Below are 18,435 nucleotides of genomic sequence, written 5' to 3' on the forward strand. Positions count from 1 at the left end.
CGGATGAGCACCCAACGACCGCAGGCAGCCCTCGGTGACGATCTGTCCAATTTTGGCAGTGGGCTTCTGATGTGTGCGGCTGTATTGGCCCTGCTGCTTCGCGCTGCAGGCGCTGTCGCGGCCTGGGCGACCGGGATTGCGCAACCAGCCGGCGGACCGGAGACCGGGCTCGCCGTGCTTCTCGATCCAGGAAACCCGTCGATGGTGCTGCAGGCACCGGGTTTGAACCCTTTTGCGTATTGGGTGACGGCGATTCTGCTGGTGGGTCTGTCATCCGCTGCTGCATTCTGGTTGTGGCGCATGTTTCGAGGCTTTGCACCCAAGGTGGACCTGCACCGCATTGCTGGTATCGCAACCCGTGCTGAGGTTTTTCGTGCCGCGTCGCATTCGGCCATCATGAAGCGGGCGGCGCATCTTCGGCCGTCCCTTTCGAACGCTGGCCCCAGCGATGTTGGATATCGAATAGGGCGATCGCGTAATACTGAGGTCTGGGCGAGCGTCGAAGACTCCATTCTGGTCATCGGGCCGCCGCGCTCCGGCAAAGGGGCGCACATCGTGATCAATGCCATCCTCGATGCGCCCGGACCCGTCGTGACCACCTCGACGCGACCCGATAACCTCACGACCACGCTGCGTGCACGTCAGCGGCTGGGGCCCGTGGCGGTCTTCGATCCGCAGCAACTGGCCGCAGGCGTGCCGGTGGGACTGCGGTGGTCGCCCATTCGCGGCTGCGAAGACCCGCTCACGGCCATGATCCGCGCGGCGGGGCTCGCCGCAGGAACAGGACTGGCCGCGGGCGGCGTCGACGGCGGCGGATTCTGGGAAGCCAAAACCCGCACGGCCCTTCAGCCGCTGCTACACGCGGCAGCGCTCGACCACTGCCCGCCCGCCGAGCTCTTTCGATGGACCCTCGACCCGGCCGCCGCCCACGACGCAGTATCCATCCTGCTCAGCACCCCCGCCGCGGCCACCGGGTGGGGCGACTCCCTGCGGGCCACGCTCGAGGCCGACCCACGAACGCGCGACTCCATCTGGCAGGGGGTCTCCCTGTCACTCGGTGCCCTGGCAGACCCTCGCGTTTTGGATGCCGTCTCCCCGCCAGAGGGCGAGGAGTTTGACCCCGAAGCGTTCCTGCGCAGCAACGGTACCCTGTATCTGCTCGCCACAGGCGCGGGCTCGAACAACTCCGCCGCACTCGTGTCGGCGTTTGTCGAGGACCTCGTCGAGACTGCCCGCCGTATCGCGGCCCGAAGCGCGGGTGCCAGGCTCGACCCGCCCCTGCTACTCGCGCTCGACGAGATCGGCAACCTCGCGCCACTCCCCTCGCTCCCGACTCTCATGGCGGAGGGCGGCGGCACCGGCATTACCACCATGCCCGTGCTCCAGTCGCTCGCGCAAGCACGGACAAAGTGGAGCGACAACGCGGCCAGTACCATCTGGGACTCATCAATCGTCAAGATCGTGCTCGGCGGAGGGTCCAACTCTCGGGACCTACACGATCTCTCGACCCTGATCGGCGACCGCGATGAGGCGACTGATTCGACCACGATCGGCGACCGAGGCTCACGGTCGTCGCAGCGCTCCATCCGCCGCGTGCCAATCATGCCGCCCGACACGATCCGCACTCTCCCGTTCGGCACTGGACTGATCATGCTCCGCGCAGCCCCACCGATCATCGCGAGCCTGCAGATGTGGACCGCCCGGTCTGATGCCAAGGAGCTGCGCGCCAACCGGGCCGAGATCGAGGGTTTGATGCGGACGCCAGAGCGGGACGCGCCCGCGCCCGCGCCGGTCAAAGAACCGGAGTGACGGCAATCCCAACGATCCGGCTCAACATCCGGCGCTATCGTTACCGGGCTGCAGACATCTGCTCTGGCAGCGCCGCCCCACCCAAGCCGATGCGTCAGCCCGGCGTGAGGACGCAGAACTCGTTGCCCTCGGGGTCGATGAGCACCACCCACGGCACGTCCCCCTGCCCAATGTCAGCATCGACCGCGCCCAGAGACCGCAACCGGGCAACCTCGGCCACCTGGTCGCAACGGAGATACGGCCGCAGATCGAGATGGATACGGGTCCAGACGGTGATGTCCGGCACACGAATGAACTCGAGATACGGACCGACACCCGCGGCCGACCGCAGCCTCGCCAAATCGTCGGTCACCTCGTGCACGGTCCAGTCCATCGCCTCGTTCCAGAACCGTGCCATCGCCCGTGGATCCGCACAGCTGACGACCACCGCGGCGATCGGCCCGGTGTCCGCGTAGATCGCACGAGGGTCCAGCACGCAGAACACGTTGCCCTCGGGGTCGACCAGAACCGTCCACGGCACGTCGCCCTGGCCAATATCAGCGGATGTTGCGCCCAACTCCTTCAACCGCGCCACCAATTCCATCTGATGAGCCAAGGAAGACGTGGCGAGATCCAGATGTGCGCGGTACTTCACGGTTTCGGGATCTGGCACGGTGACGACATCAACGCAGACGGCGGTAGGGTCTGGCAGGACCAATCCCGCAGGTTCGACGTTCGTCACACCCGGTCCCTCGCTGGACACGCCCCAATCGAGCGCGTCCGCCCAGAAGCGGCCGAGCGCCGAGTCATCCCAAGATTTGAAATTCACCTGAACCAGTCGAAGCGCCATGGCGCCGAGCCTATGCGGGGAAAAGACCCGACACTAGATGCCGCCGGCGTAGACCCTTCCGCTTCCGACCTCGAACTGGATGCGCAGGGCACGCCGAATCCAGTCTTTGTGGCGCTGGCACAAGGACCACTTGGCCGCACGACCGGCAAGGCTCGTGCGGCGCACCTCTCAGTGAGCGCGGATCACGACGGTCCGGCCACATCACAGGAGGTACAGTCCCATGACACTCCACACCCAGCAATCGCTGTCCGGTTTCATCGCCTCGGAACCGCAACAATCAGTCACCGAGAACGGCGACACCTGCTTCTACGTGCGCGTCGGCCAACCGCACTTCCGTCACGAAGCCACGGGCAGCTTCACCGTGCTCGAACCGACCTTTCACGACCTCGTCGCTTACCGGGCCACGGCCGACCGAGCTCTCACGCTGTTCGCCAAAGGCGACAGCTTCGTGGCTGAGGGCTATGTGCGCACCTACCAAGTCGAGCACAACGGCGAGACCCTCGAGCGGGAACAGTTCGTCGCTAAGAAGATCGGCCACGACCTCGCCCGTACGAACTACGAGGTCGACCGGACCCGCCACTCAGTTATGGGTGCCGAGCATGACAGCCCGGCTGCGCAGAATGCGATGTCGCAGGAGGCGGCGCCCGCGCGCGCCAGCGCATCCGTTCTTGGGATGTGACGACGGTCATGGCAGAGTCCCTAGTCGAGTGGGCGTCCGGCGATCACGACGACGCGTTCCAAGAGAGATCGTTGGACGACCTCGACGGGCCGCTCACTTCGGAGCCGCCGCATCCGATCAACTGGAACTTGCTCAGCGCTGACGACGCCGAGGCCGAATGGATCGAACTCAACCGCTGGGTGAACTGGCTGCGGCTCACCTATGGGCTGCCCGCATCCGTCGTGCCGCCGTTCTGGCATCGGCACCCAGAGCTCGTCTGGGAATTCTCCGCGCTGCACCTGCACTGGCTCGGTGCCTACGACCCCGACCAGCACGGCTCTGCCCCGTTCGGCTGGCATCGCGATTTTGCGGATGCCCGTCAGCGGCTCCGCGACTGGGTTGCGATTTCGGGGACACGGCTGGAACGGGACCGACCGACTCGGCAGACTTCATGGCCAGGCGAACCGCCCGCCAGCGCCGTCGAAGACAACATCATCAGCGATCGCGACGAGGATTTTGTGCAGTTCGTCGTCGACGATGTCGACCGGCGTCGCGAGGCCGAGGCGGCGTTTTATGCACGCGTCGACCCCGTCTGACCCCACGCGTCGGCATGCGGCTCAGACCAGCGCGTGCATATCTCCCGAATGCTGTGCGCGCGATATCACGATCATTCCGGACAGGTCCAACCAATATCCGCCGGGAACGATTCGTCGGCCAGACGCCGAAATTCGAGCCAAAATTCCGGCTGATTCACGGACGATACCTATCTGTGACGTCTGCATTCGGCCCAGCGAGTCATATCGTCAATAACCGGTAACAATGCACGGCCGACTTTGCGGATTGCGTCGAGTAGTAATGCATCTAATGCAGAATTAGTCGAACCAACGACGTATTTGGGTTATCTAAGTTTTCCCATCGAGCCAGTGGCGCATTTCCCGAAGACGACGGTAAGTGGGCCATAAAAGTGTCGATGACGGACTAAACCTAAGAAATGCCTACTCAAGCTGCAGACTAGGACCAGCCGGCAGCGTATTCTGCAGGAGGTGAGTCACTGCCGAGATGTGGCCCTCCATCGCCCTAGCGGCGGCCTCTCCGTCGTGTGCTTCCAGGGCCGCCGCGATCGCCGTGTGCTGCCGGATAAGTTCGCTCCGGTCGTCGACGTCATCGATTACTCGAGCCATCCATGCGTGGAGCAGGGACTTTGTGTTCTCCAAAACCGAGAAGAGAACTGCGTTGCGGGCGGCTTTGGCTATCAGAAAGTGGAATTTTGAGTCAGCATCCGCAAAGGCAGCTGGATCGACGGCACGCTCCATTACGGTGATCTGCGACCACATCGCCGCGCGGTCTTCAGCGGTGCTCCGTGCCGCCGCTAGTCGCACGAGAGAAGACTCGATAAATAGGCGCGCTTCAATCAGTTGTTGGGCTTCCGTGGTTTGCAGCAGGACACCCCAACCGATGACCTGCGGGAGGAGGTTGGTGGGCCGAGATGCGAGGTACGTGCCGTCGCCTTGTCGAATTTCAATTAGACCGAGCACGTGGAGGCTCTTGAGCGCTTCTCGAAGCAGCGATCGACCAACCACCAGCATGTCCGAAAGGCGGCGTTCGGGCGGGAGCTTTTCTCCTGGGGCGAGACCTGATTCGGCAATGGCCTGCACAAGGCTCTGCACAATGTCGCTGACTGAGCTACGGGGATCTGCTGGGTCTATCCGAAAACGGCGCTCCTCATCCCTAATGTGAGTCGATGCCATGAAAACTCCTTGTCCCTGTGGGAGCGAGCATAGGCTCGCCCCCTTTTTTCTGCCCTACGGTTAGAACCAGCGGTGGCCGACGGTTTCCTGCCCGAGAGCCGCGGCCATGTCCTTGATTTGACGGATCATAAGTCCCATGTCGGAGCCTAGGGACACCATCGAGAATCCCTGCTCTCGGCGCAGGATCGCTTCTTCGGTGCTGCGAGCCACGATGCCACCTGCTATGCCTCTGACACCGGCACGGGAGAGGATATCGAGGTTTACCTCGGCAACCCCGGGGCCCTCCCATTGGCCAACGTAGCCCATGCTAGCTGACATGTCCCCGGGGCCGAGAAAAACGGCCTCGATACCCGGTACGTCCAGTATTTGATCTAAATTTGCATATGAGTTCTTGGTTTCAATCATGGGAATGAATAGAAGTTCGTCATTGGCCGAGCGAACGTACTCCTCCAGCCCAAGGCCCCATTTAACGCTTCGCTCCCCTCCGATTCCTCGGCGGCCAATGGGTGGATAGTAAAAATGATCGTAAGCAGCCTGAACTTCACTCGCTGTATCAACCAGGGGCAAGATCACTCCGTGGGCACCAAGATCAAGCGCACGTTTAATGGGCTCGAGATCATGGCTCGGCGGACGCACGAGGACTGTCAGGTCGGTGCCCCGAGCTGCGGTGAGATGACCGGAAATGGCTTTGTAGTCTATATATCCGTGTTCCATATCGATGCAGATCCAATCGATCCCCAGCATCCCCGCGACTTCCGTCACCGCCGACGATTCAGACGTGACCCAGAGTCCAAACGCCGTCTCTTTATTCCGAAATTTCTCTCGTAGTTTCTCGTTCATCAGGTTTCCTTTTGTCGTTACTGCACTGCGAGTTCGGCGGGCGACGATTCGACCGCGCGCTTAGATTTTTTGGATTGTTCAATCCACTTGGTTTCCGCTTCCGGAGTGATGCCGCGTTGTAGCTGCCATCGCGATACAAGCATTACGAGGAGGGGCGCGAGGATGGCAGTAGTCACCGTTGCTGCCGCAACTTGTGCGGTCGCAAGGGCCTGAATTGCTTGATATGCGGGGTCCACCAGTGCGATTGCGGCGGGGGTGGCAATTGCGTTGCCAGCGGTGGTCGACTCGGCGGCGGCCGATATCATATTGCGAGCGGGTTTGGGCCTCCGACTGAGCACGTGGAACAAATGCAGCGTCCCGATGGCGGCACCGCCCGATAGCACAAGCGTCATGAGGCCGAGGAGGAGTCCTTGCATACCCGCCTGGCCGAGCGTGCCGAAGTCGATCCCGCGTCCAACAACGAAGCCGAGAAAGGGAATGAGGAGTGACTCGCCGGGCATGAGAAATTCGCGCACTGTCCTATTCAGGTTGCCCAGTAGAAAACCGATCGCGAGCGGTAGCAAGATACCGACCAACATCTGCAGTGGAAAAGCTGCGAGCCCGGCCGCTCCCAAGGCGATCATCGTAAAGAAGGGGCCATCGTTGACTGAGATGACGGCAACGGCACCGCGATCAGTTGCGTTACCGAATTGCTTGGTCAGAGCGACATAGAGAGTTGAGTTGGAATTGGTCATTGCGGCGATGATCGCAAGGGGGAGGAGGCCGAAAAGCGTTCCGCCAGGCACGAAAAAGGCTACAGACAGCCCAACGAGCACGCCGATTCCAACTTTGCCGATAAGGATTGCCATGCCCTTCTGGATGGTTGGTGCGGTCGATCGCAAGTCGATTTGTGCGCCCATACAAAAGAAGAACAAGCCCAGTAGCGCGCCCGTTCCATCCCGGAATAGCGCCGTCGAAAAACTTCCGACATCGAGTACCTCGGGGAAGAACGTGTTGATAGTTGCACCGATGAAAAGCGGGATGATCATGAGAGCGCCGGGGATTTTCCCAAGCAGTGAGCCGGCCCGCTGAAATGGTGCGATGAAGCGATTTGTCTTCATAATCCGAGTTCTCCTTTGAACGCGTTTTTCTCTTGGGAATAGTGGACCGTGTTTTGGTGCACGCCGGATCGATCTGCAGCCCAGCGTCGGTGAAGTTCGGACAGCGACGCAAATTGGCCATTGGCGACGGCGATGCCCGAATTTATCAACGCGTTCCGAGGGGTTCTTGAATTCTTAAATGCCTACCCGGCACTCGCCGTCGCTGGGGAAAAATTGAATGCCGTAAGCGGGTCGTCGGAGGCGACGGGCAGAGACCCGATAGGAGAGAACGCGGTCGGGTACAGAATCTTGCTCTCTTGAGAATCAAGCATGGGTCGCACAATCGCGATACACGCTTGCCAATCTGCATCCTCGGCCAGCAGTTGACGACGTCTGCGACGATCCTCGAGATCGGTGAATGCCCAAAGGTGTACGACCTGGTTCTGAAGTCCGAACTCGCTCGTAAAGTACCCGAGAAAACCCTCAAGAAGTCGTTTCTGCACCGGCAACCCCAGCGAACTGTAATTGTCCAAGAAATCTTTCATTGGGATGCCCGGCTTGATGTTGTAAGTCCTCTGCTCGACAAGAATCTTGTACCTCCAACTGCTCATTAATGTCTTTAGACAGCGAGGCCGTTGACCTGCGCCATGGTGAGCCTAAAATGAAAAGTCCAAAAGGTCAACCGGTCGATGTTTGCTGTAGTGTCAGTGAACGAGCCCAGATCCGCATGACTTTAGGTTGACGGGTACTGGGACATCACCCATTCAAACAAGGCTTCGCGACCGTATATCTACAAAGGAGTAGTGCCAGAATGAATCTATTTTCGCTATTACAGAAGCGCACTGCGGCCGTCGGGCCCATTCGCGTTGGTGTTATTGGCGCGGGCAAGTTCGCGTCCATGTTCTTCACGCAGGCCCTAAATTCCGCGGATATGCACGTCGTCGGCGTCGCCGACATTGATCTCCCCAAAGCCAAGGCGGCCCTCGCCCGGACGGGTTGGCCAGCTGAGCGTTACGCCGCCGAAACTCTCGATGCAGCGCTGCTCAGCGGGGGAACCTGCGTACTCGAAAGTGCCGATCAGTTGATCGAGAATTCCCAGATTGAGGTGATCCTTGAGATCACTGGCAATCCCCTTATTGGCACGTACCATGCGGTGAAATCTATCGAAAATGGTAAGCACATCATCATGGTCAACGTCGAGGCTGATTGCATGGTCGGTCCGATTTTGCAGCGTAAGGCAGAAGCGGCCGGAGTGATTTATGCCATGGCCTATGGCGACCAGCCCGCCCTCATCTGCGAAATGGTTGACTGGTGCCGAACAGTCGGGTTCGATGTCGTTTCCGCGGGCAAGGGCACCAAGTACCTTCCCGAGTACAACTATTCGACTCCCGACACAGTCTGGAACTATTACGGCTTCACGGAACAACAGTTGGCTACCGGGGACTTCAATCCCAAGATGTTCAACTCTTTCCTCGATGGAACAAAATCTGCAATCGAGATGGCGGCCGTTGCGAATGGCACAGGTCTCATACCTCAGGAAGAGGGTCTTTTGTTTCCCGCCGCGAGCACAGATGACCTACCAACGATCTTCCGTGAGAACACGTTGAAGGGGGGAAGTCTTACTCGCCGCGGAACCGTAGAAATCGCCTCGAGCCTGTACAGGGATGGCACCGAAGTCCCTCAAAACCTGCGCTGGGGTGTCTTCGTCACTTTTGAGGCGAAAACTGACTACGCCGCTCAATGTTTTGCCGAATACGGCATGCGCACAGATGAGACCGGCCGCTACGGTTCCCTCTATCGCCCGTACCACATGATCGGTCTCGAGCTCGGAGTCAGTATCGCATCAGCCATGATTAGGAACGAGGCAACTGGGGCGCCGACAGGGTTCCGAGGCGATGTCGTTACGACAGCGAAGAAGGATCTGCGGGTCGGAGACACTCTTGACGGCGAAGGCGGCTTCACCGTCTTTGGGAAGCTGGCACCAGCGCACCTTTCGCTCGAGCGCCGAGCGCTACCGCTGGGCCTCGCGCACAAGGCGCGAGTTATCCGCAATGTACCAAAGGACCACACGGTCTCCTGGGACGACGTTGAAGTCGACGAGACATCGCTCGCCGTCCAGATCCGACGAGAACTTGAAACAGAATTCCGCAAAGAACACGACACCACCGCTGTCCATGCCTGAGGTAATTGATCGTCAGATCTTCGAGAAGAGCCACCCATGCACGGCGTCGCCTGCCTTAAATGTGACGAGACTTGCTCACGGCAGCACGGCATCGCCTGTGTTGACGCCGACACTTAGAAACCGCCCGCCGACGGAAAACAGGGGCACCAGCCACTATGGAGGGTGATCAATTTGGATGATTGAGCGAATACAGGCGAGGTCGGTTCAACGGGCCAGGACTCAAAACGAGAGATCGGCCGACACGTCGGCATCTTGCAAGGGACTGTTGATCTGGCGTTGAAGTCGGACCTGCTGCCGAAGTATCAGCGAGCCGCGACCGGGTCGAGTTCTGACGCGTATGCGGCCCAGGGACTCAGGGACGCATATGGCGGTCTTGGACTTTAATCTGGCGCCGGGATTTAAGCCGGCTCCGTCAGGGAGCAATCCTCTGTTGCCCCCACGAGTGGCAGCTTGAACGAAGGCTGGATGCTCCACCGAGGTTCCAGGTCCGGTACGCGCACCGGCCGCGTTCACAGGTCAACGGAATCTTGCCCGCCTCTGGTGGCGCGCTACCGCTGATCGTCATGCTGGTTTCGAGTCGTGGTGAGAGCGCGCTGATGTACTGGGACTTCAAGCCTTGTGCCCCGTCGACCTGCTCTGACCCCATGTGACGGATGCCTCAGGCCGAGGCATCCGTCATATGCGTGATCCGAATGACCTACTCGACGATTGCCTTGTCCTGCACCCGCAACCGCGCACCGTAATGGCCACCCACAGCAGTAATCAGGGCAACCCCGGCAAGGATGACCGCTGCCGGCCAGAACGCTCCACCGGTGATCCCGAGGAGCCACAGGGCTAGGAACGGAAGGAACCCGCTCAGGGCGCCAGCGATGTTGTATCCAAGTGCCACGCCGCTGTATCGCAGGTGCGGCGGGAACAGCTCGGTGAGCAACGCGCCGGACACGGCGTAGGCGGTGGAGATGAGGGCAATTCCGAGTGTGACCGCGAAGATCACCGCTGCGGCGTTGCCGGTATTTATGAGCCAGAAGATCGGGAAGGCACCGACTGCGGTAGCCACACCGCCCCAGACCGTGACGCGTCCCGGTCCGAACCGCTCGGCAATCCGGCCCATCAGCAGAACCACACCGATTTGCACGACGGCCGCGACGAGGGTCGCATTGACCATCAGCCCACGGTCGAGGTTCAATGTGCCGGTACCGTAGCTGATCACGAAGGTCGTCATCATGTAGAAACCGCCTACGCCGAGGAACGCGGCCGCGATGGCCACAAGAAGCCGACCCCACGCCAGCTTGAACACGTCGACTGCCGGAATTTTGGCGCGCTCTTCGAGCTTCACAAGCTCCTTGAAAATGGGCGACTCTTCCACCTTCAAACGAATAATTACGGCAATAATCAGTAACGGGAACGCTGCGAGGAACGGCAACCGCCATCCCCAGGCGTCGAATTCTTCCGACGGCAGCAGCAGCACCAGGGCGAAAGCACCGGCAGACATGAGTGTGCCGACCGGCGAGCCGACCTGCACGAGGGCCGCGAAACGTCCGCGCTTCTGGATTGGCGCGTGCTCCACGGCGAGCGTCATGGCGCCGCCCCATTCGCCGCCAACAGCGAGACCCTGCACGAGGCGCAGGACGGCGAGCATCACCGGTGCGGCCAGGCCGATCGATCCAAAGTCCGGAAGCAGGCCTATTGTGCCGGTGGCCAGGCCGATCATCACGATCGTGATCAGTAGGGCCGGCTTGCGACCCACCCGGTCACCGATATAGCCGAAGAGGATGGCCCCGATAGGGCGTGCGGCAAAGCCCACCCCAAACGTGGCGAGTGCTGCGAGCGTAGCCGCGGTCGGATCCAGGGTGGTGAAATACAACCGGTTGAACACGAGCGCGGCCGCCGTGCCGAACAAGAAGTAGTCGTACCATTCCAGCGCGGTACCAACAAAAGCGGCGCGTGCGATGCGGCCGGCGTCTTTGCCGCTGACGGTGGGCGGATCGCCGGGTCCAGCGACGGATGCCGCGGTGTCTGCTGTGGTGGTCATGATCATTCTTCCCAACTGTTGGTAAATGGTGACCGTGCCGAGTCGTCTCGAGTCGTGCACGGCTGAGCAGGCAAGGGACCGATTACAGCCCTAGAGTCGCGATGAGGTCGGCGCCATGCACACAGCGTCCGTGCACAAATGTGGCCAAAACCGCGATGTCGCCGATGTCGTCGGTCATGACTTCCCCGGGATGGTCGGACAAGAAAACAAAGTCCGCGAGCTTACCGGGGGCCAGGCTCCCGCGATGGTCGTCGTCGCCGGCCACCCACGCGGCATCGACCGTGTAAGCGCGCAATGCCTGCGCCGCGGTGACCGTTTCGTGCGGCCCCAGAACAGTCCCGTTCGAGGTGCGCCGCTGCACCATTGACTGCATCCCGGCGAGCGGTGATCCGGCAGCGATCGGGCGGTCCGAGCTTCCCGGTACACGCACGCCGCTCTCAAGAAAGGTTCGATGACGGTAAACCCAGTCCATGCGGTCTGGACCCACAGCATTTACGATCGTGTCGCCGACCTCGAAGAGAAATCGTGGTTGCGGCACCGGGGTCACGCCGAGGTGCGCGAACCGCGCCACCTGGTCGGGCCGCACGATTCCGGCGTGTTCAATGCGATGCCGCACGCGCGGTCGCGGATGCTCGCGCTGCGCGCTCTCGAAGGCGTCAAGGGCCACATCGATCGCCTCATCGCCGATTGCGTGGGCGGCTACGGTCCAGCCAGCGGCGTGTGCATCTCTTATTCGCGCGGTGAGTTCCGATACCGACAGCTGGTAACTGCCCGTCGTGTGGCCGTGGTCACAGAACGGCTGTGTCACTGCGGCGGTTCGACCAATCAGTGACCCGTCGATGAATATTTTCATGGCTCCGAGTCGGATGTGGTCGTCACCGAATCCGGTCACGAGACCAAGGTCGAGACCGAACGTCGCATGATCGTCGGTGTGAGCGGCCAGCGGATGCAGTGCATCGCTCGACACCATCAACTGCACTCGCGTCTTTAGCATGCCAGCCTGCTTCGCGGCGACATACGCGGCAAGTTCCACCGGACTGCGGCCGATCCACCCGGCGCCGATGCCGGCCTCGGTGACATGTGTCAAGCCTTCCGCAGCGTAGACGGCACTGGCCTGGGCGATCGCCTCGGCGAGGTCATCGATTGAGTAGGGAAGCAGAAGTGCACTCACCAGTGTCTGCGCCTGCTCTTGAAGCAGGCCGGTAGGGCATCCGCCAGCGTCGAGAACGATCATGCCACCGGCGGGCACCTGCGCCGTCCCGTCCAAAATCCCGGCGTGCTCGAGCACCCAGGTGTTGACGACACACATGTGGCCCGACCGGTGTTTGAGCCACACCGGGTGCTCGCCGGCGGCGGCATCCAGCCCGAGGCGATGCGGGTGTTCGCCCATCACGGTGTCATCGTAGCCGGAGGCAACGACCCACGCGGATGGAGCGAGCCCCTCCGCGTGGCGGGTGACGGCCGCGTAGACCTCCTGCACCGTTGTGCAGGTGCTCAAATCGAGCTCGGAGAAGGTCTGCCCGAACCACGCCATGTGATTGTGCGCGTCACCGAACCCCGGTACGACGACCCGCCCGCCGCAGTCCAGTGTGGCGCGGGCCTCCAGGTGCGCGACGTCATCGTCGAGCCCCACGATCCGCCCATGCAGCACGCCGAGGGTGTGGGCTGTTGGATGGCTCTCATCAAGAGTCGCGATGCGCGCGTTGGTCAGTTTCAGGTCGAGCACGGTGTCCCCGATCATTGGCGTTGATGGGGAGACGCCGGGTTCCCCCAATCTTTGGCCAAGTCGCGCGGTGCCGCAATGGGCAACCACACCCGTCTGAGGACTTAGTCTGGGCAGATGCACAATTCAGTCGGATCCGGCGCCGAGTCTCCTCTGGTGGACGAGGTCATCGGCGACGTCGTGCGCGCCTGCATGGTCGACATCGACGAGATCGTGGAGACCTACCTCGTGGGCTTGGCCAAGGTGGAGGGGTATGCGGCATCCGCTGTACCCCGGGAAGATCTGCGCGACACCGCCGTGGCGTCCATGGAACTGCTCTTGCGCCTGATCGGCAATTTGCCCCTCACCGACCGACTACTCAATCTGTCGGAGGAACTCGGGCATCGCCGTGCTCGCCAGGGCGTCGCCCTCGAGTCGTTGCTGCAAGCCGTGCGCCTCGACTTTCGGCTGCTGTGGTCGGCCATGCTGCCCCGCGTGCCTGCGGAACAGCTGCCGGCGTTCACCCGCGGGGCGATCGCGGTGTGGGAGGCCGTGGAGTTCCACACCATTCGGGTGCACGCGGGCTACCTCGCCGAGCTCGCGTCGCTTGCGCACGAGCATGAGCAACAGCAGGCGATCCTGCTCGGGCGGCTACTCGCATCCGACGGCACGGATGCCCCGCTCATCGCACAGACAGCCCGGGCCCTCGGCGTCGAGCCTGCCAGCCCGTTTTTAGTAGCCCTGGCCGCCAAGGACGCCCACAAGGAATTCCACCGGGCGGCTGCCCTGAACCGCGCCAAGAAGTCCCTACACGAACGTGATGGGGCTCTCGTACTGCTTCTCGAGCAACAGCCGCACACGCTTGGACTCGTGCCCGACTGGCTCGCCGAACTGCCCGGCGCGGTCGCCCCGGTCGCCGCCAGCCTGGCCGAGGTGCCGCGCATGGTGCGCATCGCCGAAGACCTCATCGCGGCGCGACGCGCCGATGCCACCGGAATGGCCACGGTGCGTCGGGACTGGGGCGGCGTGGCAGCACGCCGGCTTGGGGAGTTCGGTGATGTGCTCGCCGATTCCGTACTGAGCGGGCTCGCTGGCATCTCGGAACACGAACGCGCGCGCCTGATCGAAACCGTCAACGCCTACTTCGAGAGCGGTTCGGTGTCGGCCACGGTGCGCGAACTGTTCTGCCACCGCAACACGGTACTCAATCGGCTGACCCGATTCAAAGCGCTCACCGAGCTTGACCCCACCCGCCCGGTTCACGCCGCCGTGATCATGACGGCCTTGCACCATGAGGCGCTCGGCGATGCCGACTAGCGGCGAATTGTGCATTTGCCCCCTCACGAGCGTCAAAGTGGTAGCGAATCGTCATTGCATTGTGATTTCAGCACTGTGAGCCTGAAAGTACGGGCATTCTCGCCCGCGAGACAGAGCCGGAGGCCTTCGCCGTCATGATCGACCCCACCATCAACACAGACCGAGCCGGCGAAGACTTCATCGCCGACTTCACCTCACTCTCCCGCATCGGTGCGACCCCCGGCGGCGGCGTGCACCGGTTGGCAGGCACCGTCGAAGATGGCCAGCTGCGAGCCTGGCTTCGCAACTGGCTGGAGTCGCGTGATTTCACCGTCACCATCGATGCTGTGGGCAACATGTTCGGCCTCATCGAGTGGACGCCGAACGCACCGTACGTGCTCGTGGGGTCACACCTCGACAGTCAGCCGATGGCCGGCCGTTTCGACGGCGCCTACGGCGTACTGGCCGCAGCGCACGCGGCCGTTCGGGTGCGCCGGAACGTCACGGCCACGGGGCAAACGCCACCCTTCAACCTCGCCGTCGTCAACTGGTTCAACGAGGAAGGCGCCCGCTTCCAGCCCAGCATGATGGGCAGTTCCGTGTTCACCGGCAAGCTCAGCGCCGAACACGTGCTCGCGATCACAGACCCCGACGGGGTATCGGTGGAGCAGGCCCTCACCGCCCTCGGCTACCGAGGCACGGATGCGGCGCCCGAAACCGCCGCGTACGCCGAGATCCACATTGAGCAGGGTCGGCACCTCGAGAAAGACGGCGTGAGCATCGGCCTCGTCGATGCGACCTGGGCTGCCCACAAGTACTCGGCCGTGGTGCGTGGCGAGCAGTCCCACACCGGGTCCACCGTCATGGCCGACCGACGGGATGCCCTCGTCGGGGCCTCCCGCCTCGTAGTCGCGCTGCGGGACCTTGCCGACACGTTTGCGGACTCCGCCCTGCACACATCCGTCGGCCAGCTCTTTGCCTTACCGAACTCCCCCGTGGTCGTCGCCTCCGAGGTGCGCATGGTTCTCGACCTGCGCTCAGCCGACGCTGAGGTGCTCGCCGAAGCGGATGCCCGCCTGCACGAGCACGTCGCCGTCATTGAAAAGCGTGACGGCGTGCACATCGAGCTAACCCAGGCGCACTTCTGGGGGGTGCAGAGCTACCAGCCGGAAGGCATCGACCTCGCGCGCGCGGTCGCGGGAGAGCTCGGCCTGTCGTCGCAGACCATGATGACCCTCGCCGGTCACGACTCCACCAACCTCAAGGACGTCGTGCCCACGGTTATGCTGTTCGTGCCGAGCGTAGACGGTATCTCGCACAACGAGGGCGAGCTGACCCACGACGATGACGCCCGCGCCGGGGTCGACATGCTCACCGAAGTGCTCGCCCGGATGTGCCAGGGCGCACTACAAGACGCGGTCCTGCAGCACGCCGCTCCGGCGCAGGTCGCCCAGCGATGACCGCTAGAACACTCGACCCAGCCGTCGCAGCTCGAATCGTCGCCGCAGTGAACGCGGGGTTCGACCAACAGCTGCAATTTACCGCCGATCTAGTGGCGCAGCCCTCAGTGCGCGCCAAAGAACAGAGCGCCCAGGACCTGCTCTACACAGCGATGGGCGAGCGCGGCCTCTCGATGGACCGCTGGCAGATCGACCCGGCCCAGATCGACAGCCACAAGGGCGGCAGCCCAATCGCGATCAGCTACGACGACGTCACGAACGTGGTGGGAACGTACGAGCCGGCGACACACACCGGACAGTCACTCATCCTGAACGGACACGTCGACGTCGTCCCGACCGGCCCGGAGGACAACTGGGCGCGCTCCCCCTGGGATGCCCAGATCATAGACGGCTGGATGTACGGCCGCGGTAGCGGCGACATGAAGGCCGGCCTGGTAGCCAACTTGTTCGCTTTCGACGCGATCCGAGCCGCGGGGTTCGCCCCAACAGCGCCGATTTACTTACAGTCCGTCGTCGAGGAGGAGTGCACGGGCAACGGCTCACTGTCGGCATTGCTGCGCGGCTACACCGCCGACGCCGTCATCATTCCAGAGCCCGAAGAGAACATGCTCGTGCGCGCCAACGTCGGTGTGATCTGGTTTCAGGTGCGCGTGGAAGGGCGCCCGGGACATCCACGCGAGATGGACACCGGCGTCAACGCAATCGACGAGGTCACCGCACTGATGTCCAACCTCCGGGTACTGGAGGGTGAATGGAACGCGAAGCAGGGCGAGCATCCCTACTTTGAAGGCGTGCACAACCCGATCAACTTCAATTTCGGGCAGATTCACGGCGGCGACTGGCCCTCGAGCGTACCCTCGTGGTGTGAGGTACAGGTGCGCGCAGGCTTCTACCCCGGAATCTCGGCAGAGGATGCGTGGACCGAACTGCAGCAGTGTCTGCAGCAGAGCGAAGCGTCGCGCCGCGGCGTAACGTACCTCGTGCAGCGCACCGGCTTCTTCGCCGAGGGGTACGTGCTCGCGGAGGGCAGCTCTGCCGAAGCCACCCTCGCCACGGCCCACGAACAAGCCTTCGGGTCAGAGCTGAAGTCCTTTGTAACTCCCGGCTACCTCGACGGCCGCGTGTTTTCCCTCTATGGCGGCATTCCAGCACTTGTCTATGGACCGATCTCGGAAAACATCCATGCCTTTGACGAGCGGGTGTATGTCGAATCGGTGCGGCAGGTGACCACGGCTATCGCCCTGTTCATCGCCGCGTGGTGTGGGGTTGAGCCTGTCTAATTCGCCCGCTGCTCCACGAGAAAATAGTTTGTGCCCAGCACACTCCCTTACTCGGACTTTGTACCGGTTACTAGATTACTTGGGGAACAGAAGTCGCGGGGAGCCGGAGTGGGTTCATCTATTCCCGGCGATGAGGTGTCTGCCCTCTGAGTCTGAACCGACCCTGATTCCGCGGCGCGACTCATCGCCATTGCTGACAATCCCGTAAGAATGAAGAACGAAGCCGCCTTCGCAGTGCTCTGCGGCGTCAGTCCGGTCGAGTTCTCGTCAGGGCAAACGACGAAGCGGCGCCCCAATCGAGGTGGGAACCGTCAAGCCAACGCGGCCCTGTGTCGAAACCTACTGACACGACTTTGGTGGGATGAAACCACCCAGAATTACCTACAGAACCGCACCGATAAAGGAACAAGCAATCGAGACGTCGTCCGCTGCCTCAAACGGTACCTCGCACGCGAAATCTGCACCATCCTGCCTGAAAGCACTTCCCGACCAACACAAAAACCAGGCACAGCCCGAATTGACAACATAGAGGCATCAACGCCATGGCTGAGAGCTTCTTCGCGACCTTGAAAAAGAGTACTACTACCGCAGGACCTGGCCCACCGGGGCCCGAGCGATCCGAGACGCAGCGGTGTGGATCGAGGACCGCTACAACCGCCGCCACTCCTCGACCGGGCAAGTCACACCCGTAAACTTCGAGATGCAGCACTCAACCTAGGCCGCAGAATTTCACTCATGCGACATTTTGTATACCGAGGCGAAACTTATCGCCTATGTGCGAGTCTCGTTCCGGCCGCAGCCGACGAAGCGTCAAGCGGCGTGCGTGCTCCCGGCCGGAACTTAGTAACGTTGACTTCCCGTTGGCGTTCGCCGCCCCGCAACTTAAGGCCTCTGCCGGTAAGTGAGACCCTTTCGGGAGTATGGAGGCAGCATTCCTCGCTGGGCCGAGTGAGTGGGTCCCACCATTTACTCACCTCAATCAACCGTGACCGACCCACGCTGGACGCGTACACTCGGATGCAGTGAACCACCCGGTTCCCTGCAAAATCAAAGGAATCCGCGAGTTTCCCGCGACATTCGGTCACGTCCAGAATCACCCTGATTCTGCAAGGGGTCGCAGGTTCGAATCCTGTCAGCCCGACCTAACGAAAAAGTCCCGGTAGATCGCAAGATTTACCGGGACTTTGGCGTGCCCATTTGATTTGCCGGTTGACTTGCCCATTTCCTCGGGAGTGACGTAATACTGAGCGTCACCTCGTCGTCGCCGATCCGAAAGCTGACACGCTGAATCGCCTGGCTGCTGCCCTTCGCCAGAAAATTACGGTTGCGAGACGCGGCGCGTGCCGGTACCCGAAACGATCGTCATGAATGATAGACGAACGGTCGCCGGCCGGGGTACCGTCGTGAAGCCGCACGTCTTGCCTCATTGCGCTTGGCACGCCGGTCACGTCCCAACACCTGAATATCAGGGATCCAGTGCCGCGTAATGCACCACCACCCCGTCACGATAGATAATCCCG

The 18,435-nt window shown here is 61.9% G+C and carries 14 protein-coding genes and 1 pseudogene; 8 read left to right on the top strand and 7 right to left on the bottom strand.

Features of this window, described 5'->3' with window-relative positions:
* Positions 1 to 3 precede the first annotated feature (3 nt).
* Complete coding sequence (locus CXY74_RS16740; RefSeq protein WP_104201460.1) at positions 4 to 1,809, top strand: type IV secretory system conjugative DNA transfer family protein; 1,806 nt, start codon at positions 4 to 6, stop codon at positions 1,807 to 1,809.
* Between the two features lie 94 nt (positions 1,810 to 1,903).
* Here CXY74_RS16740 and CXY74_RS16745 read toward each other — a convergent pair whose 3' ends face one another.
* Positions 1,904 to 2,638 carry a VOC family protein gene (locus CXY74_RS16745; protein WP_104201461.1) on the bottom strand — a complete coding sequence of 245 codons (735 nt, stop codon included), beginning with the start codon at positions 2,636 to 2,638 and terminating at the stop codon, positions 1,904 to 1,906.
* 220 nt (positions 2,639 to 2,858) lie between these two features.
* On the opposite strand from CXY74_RS16745, the gene CXY74_RS16750 reads away from it, so the two are divergent.
* A complete protein-coding gene (locus CXY74_RS16750) occupies positions 2,859 to 3,317 on the top strand; it encodes a single-stranded DNA-binding protein (protein WP_104201462.1) in 459 nt (152 codons plus the stop codon).
* An 8-nt stretch (positions 3,318 to 3,325) separates the two neighbouring features.
* A complete protein-coding gene (locus CXY74_RS16755; protein ID WP_104201463.1) occupies positions 3,326 to 3,892 on the top strand; it encodes a hypothetical protein in 567 nt (188 codons plus the stop codon).
* A gap of 399 nt (positions 3,893 to 4,291) precedes the next feature.
* Here the strand turns inward: CXY74_RS16755 and CXY74_RS16760 are convergent, their stop codons facing one another.
* The 4 genes from CXY74_RS16760 to CXY74_RS16775 all read right to left on the bottom strand — a co-directional run bounded on the left by CXY74_RS16760 (position 4,292) and on the right by CXY74_RS16775 (position 7,574).
* Positions 4,292 to 5,044, bottom strand: coding sequence for a FadR/GntR family transcriptional regulator (locus CXY74_RS16760; protein ID WP_104201464.1), 753 nt, complete (start codon positions 5,042 to 5,044; stop codon positions 4,292 to 4,294).
* A 60-nt stretch (positions 5,045 to 5,104) separates the two neighbouring features.
* The gene (locus CXY74_RS16765) at positions 5,105 to 5,884 is read right to left on the bottom strand and encodes an HpcH/HpaI aldolase/citrate lyase family protein (protein WP_104201465.1); all 780 of its coding nucleotides are present in this window, start codon (positions 5,882 to 5,884) and stop codon (positions 5,105 to 5,107) included.
* 17 nt (positions 5,885 to 5,901) lie between these two features.
* Positions 5,902 to 6,984 carry a 2-keto-3-deoxygluconate permease gene (locus CXY74_RS16770; RefSeq protein WP_104201466.1) on the bottom strand — a complete coding sequence of 361 codons (1,083 nt, stop codon included), beginning with the start codon at positions 6,982 to 6,984 and terminating at the stop codon, positions 5,902 to 5,904.
* A 182-nt stretch (positions 6,985 to 7,166) separates the two neighbouring features.
* Positions 7,167 to 7,574, bottom strand: coding sequence for an NIPSNAP family protein (locus CXY74_RS16775; RefSeq protein ID WP_104201467.1), 408 nt, complete (start codon positions 7,572 to 7,574; stop codon positions 7,167 to 7,169).
* 200 nt (positions 7,575 to 7,774) lie between these two features.
* Between CXY74_RS16775 and CXY74_RS16780 the strand changes: the two genes are divergently transcribed.
* Entirely contained in the window at positions 7,775 to 9,145 is a 1,371-nt protein-coding gene (locus tag CXY74_RS16780; protein WP_104201468.1) for an NAD(P)H-dependent oxidoreductase, read from the top strand.
* A gap of 697 nt (positions 9,146 to 9,842) precedes the next feature.
* Here the strand turns inward: CXY74_RS16780 and CXY74_RS16785 are convergent.
* Together CXY74_RS16785 and CXY74_RS16790 are read right to left on the bottom strand one after the other, a co-directional pair.
* Complete coding sequence (locus CXY74_RS16785) at positions 9,843 to 11,177, bottom strand: MFS transporter (protein WP_104201469.1); 1,335 nt, start codon at positions 11,175 to 11,177, stop codon at positions 9,843 to 9,845.
* Between the two features lie 82 nt (positions 11,178 to 11,259).
* A complete protein-coding gene (locus tag CXY74_RS16790; RefSeq protein ID WP_233193543.1) occupies positions 11,260 to 12,918 on the bottom strand; it encodes an amidohydrolase in 1,659 nt (552 codons plus the stop codon).
* A gap of 99 nt (positions 12,919 to 13,017) precedes the next feature.
* On the opposite strand from CXY74_RS16790, the gene CXY74_RS16795 reads away from it, so the two are divergent.
* The 4 genes and pseudogenes from CXY74_RS16795 to CXY74_RS18475 all read left to right on the top strand — a co-directional run.
* On the top strand, positions 13,018 to 14,196 hold the full coding sequence (locus CXY74_RS16795; RefSeq protein WP_104201470.1) for a CdaR family transcriptional regulator: 1,179 nt from the start codon (positions 13,018 to 13,020) through the stop codon (positions 14,194 to 14,196).
* Positions 14,197 to 14,330: 134 nt separating this feature from the next.
* Positions 14,331 to 15,635 carry a M20 family metallo-hydrolase gene (locus tag CXY74_RS16800; protein WP_104201471.1) on the top strand — a complete coding sequence of 435 codons (1,305 nt, stop codon included), beginning with the start codon at positions 14,331 to 14,333 and terminating at the stop codon, positions 15,633 to 15,635.
* Positions 15,632 to 16,915, top strand: a complete 1,284-nt coding sequence (locus CXY74_RS16805) for an ArgE/DapE family deacylase (protein WP_104201472.1) — start codon at positions 15,632 to 15,634, stop codon at positions 16,913 to 16,915. Before CXY74_RS16800 ends, CXY74_RS16805 begins: the two co-directional genes overlap by 4 nt.
* A 174-nt stretch (positions 16,916 to 17,089) precedes the next feature.
* Positions 17,090 to 17,485, top strand: a pseudogene (locus tag CXY74_RS18475) (transposase); the annotation flags it as partial.
* Positions 17,486 to 18,435 lie beyond the last annotated feature (950 nt).

Origin of the sequence: Cryobacterium sp. Y29 (genome assembly GCF_002929825.1) — a bacterium.
Classification (GTDB): Bacteria; Actinomycetota; Actinomycetes; order Actinomycetales; family Microbacteriaceae; genus Cryobacterium.

Excerpts from the sequence above, each read along its gene's own strand:
- CXY74_RS16780 (WP_104201468.1), top strand. The coding sequence starts at position 7,775 with ATGAATCTATTTTCGCTATTACAGAAGCGCACTGCGGCCGTCGGGCCC.
- CXY74_RS16790 (WP_233193543.1), bottom strand. The coding sequence starts at position 12,918 with ATGATCGGGGACACCGTGCTCGACCTGAAACTGACCAACGCGCGCATC.
- CXY74_RS16755 (WP_104201463.1), top strand. The coding sequence starts at position 3,326 with ATGGCAGAGTCCCTAGTCGAGTGGGCGTCCGGCGATCACGACGACGCG.
- CXY74_RS16800 (WP_104201471.1), top strand. The coding sequence starts at position 14,331 with ATGATCGACCCCACCATCAACACAGACCGAGCCGGCGAAGACTTCATC.
- CXY74_RS16785 (WP_104201469.1), bottom strand. The coding sequence starts at position 11,177 with ATGACCACCACAGCAGACACCGCGGCATCCGTCGCTGGACCCGGCGAT.
- CXY74_RS16750 (WP_104201462.1), top strand. The coding sequence starts at position 2,859 with ATGACACTCCACACCCAGCAATCGCTGTCCGGTTTCATCGCCTCGGAA.
- CXY74_RS16775 (WP_104201467.1), bottom strand. The coding sequence starts at position 7,574 with ATGAGCAGTTGGAGGTACAAGATTCTTGTCGAGCAGAGGACTTACAAC.
- CXY74_RS16765 (WP_104201465.1), bottom strand. The coding sequence starts at position 5,884 with ATGAACGAGAAACTACGAGAGAAATTTCGGAATAAAGAGACGGCGTTT.
- CXY74_RS16795 (WP_104201470.1), top strand. The coding sequence starts at position 13,018 with ATGCACAATTCAGTCGGATCCGGCGCCGAGTCTCCTCTGGTGGACGAG.
- CXY74_RS16740 (WP_104201460.1), top strand. The coding sequence starts at position 4 with ATGAGCACCCAACGACCGCAGGCAGCCCTCGGTGACGATCTGTCCAAT.
- CXY74_RS16745 (WP_104201461.1), bottom strand. The coding sequence starts at position 2,638 with ATGGCGCTTCGACTGGTTCAGGTGAATTTCAAATCTTGGGATGACTCG.
- CXY74_RS16770 (WP_104201466.1), bottom strand. The coding sequence starts at position 6,984 with ATGAAGACAAATCGCTTCATCGCACCATTTCAGCGGGCCGGCTCACTG.
- CXY74_RS16760 (WP_104201464.1), bottom strand. The coding sequence starts at position 5,044 with ATGGCATCGACTCACATTAGGGATGAGGAGCGCCGTTTTCGGATAGAC.
- CXY74_RS16805 (WP_104201472.1), top strand. The coding sequence starts at position 15,632 with ATGACCGCTAGAACACTCGACCCAGCCGTCGCAGCTCGAATCGTCGCC.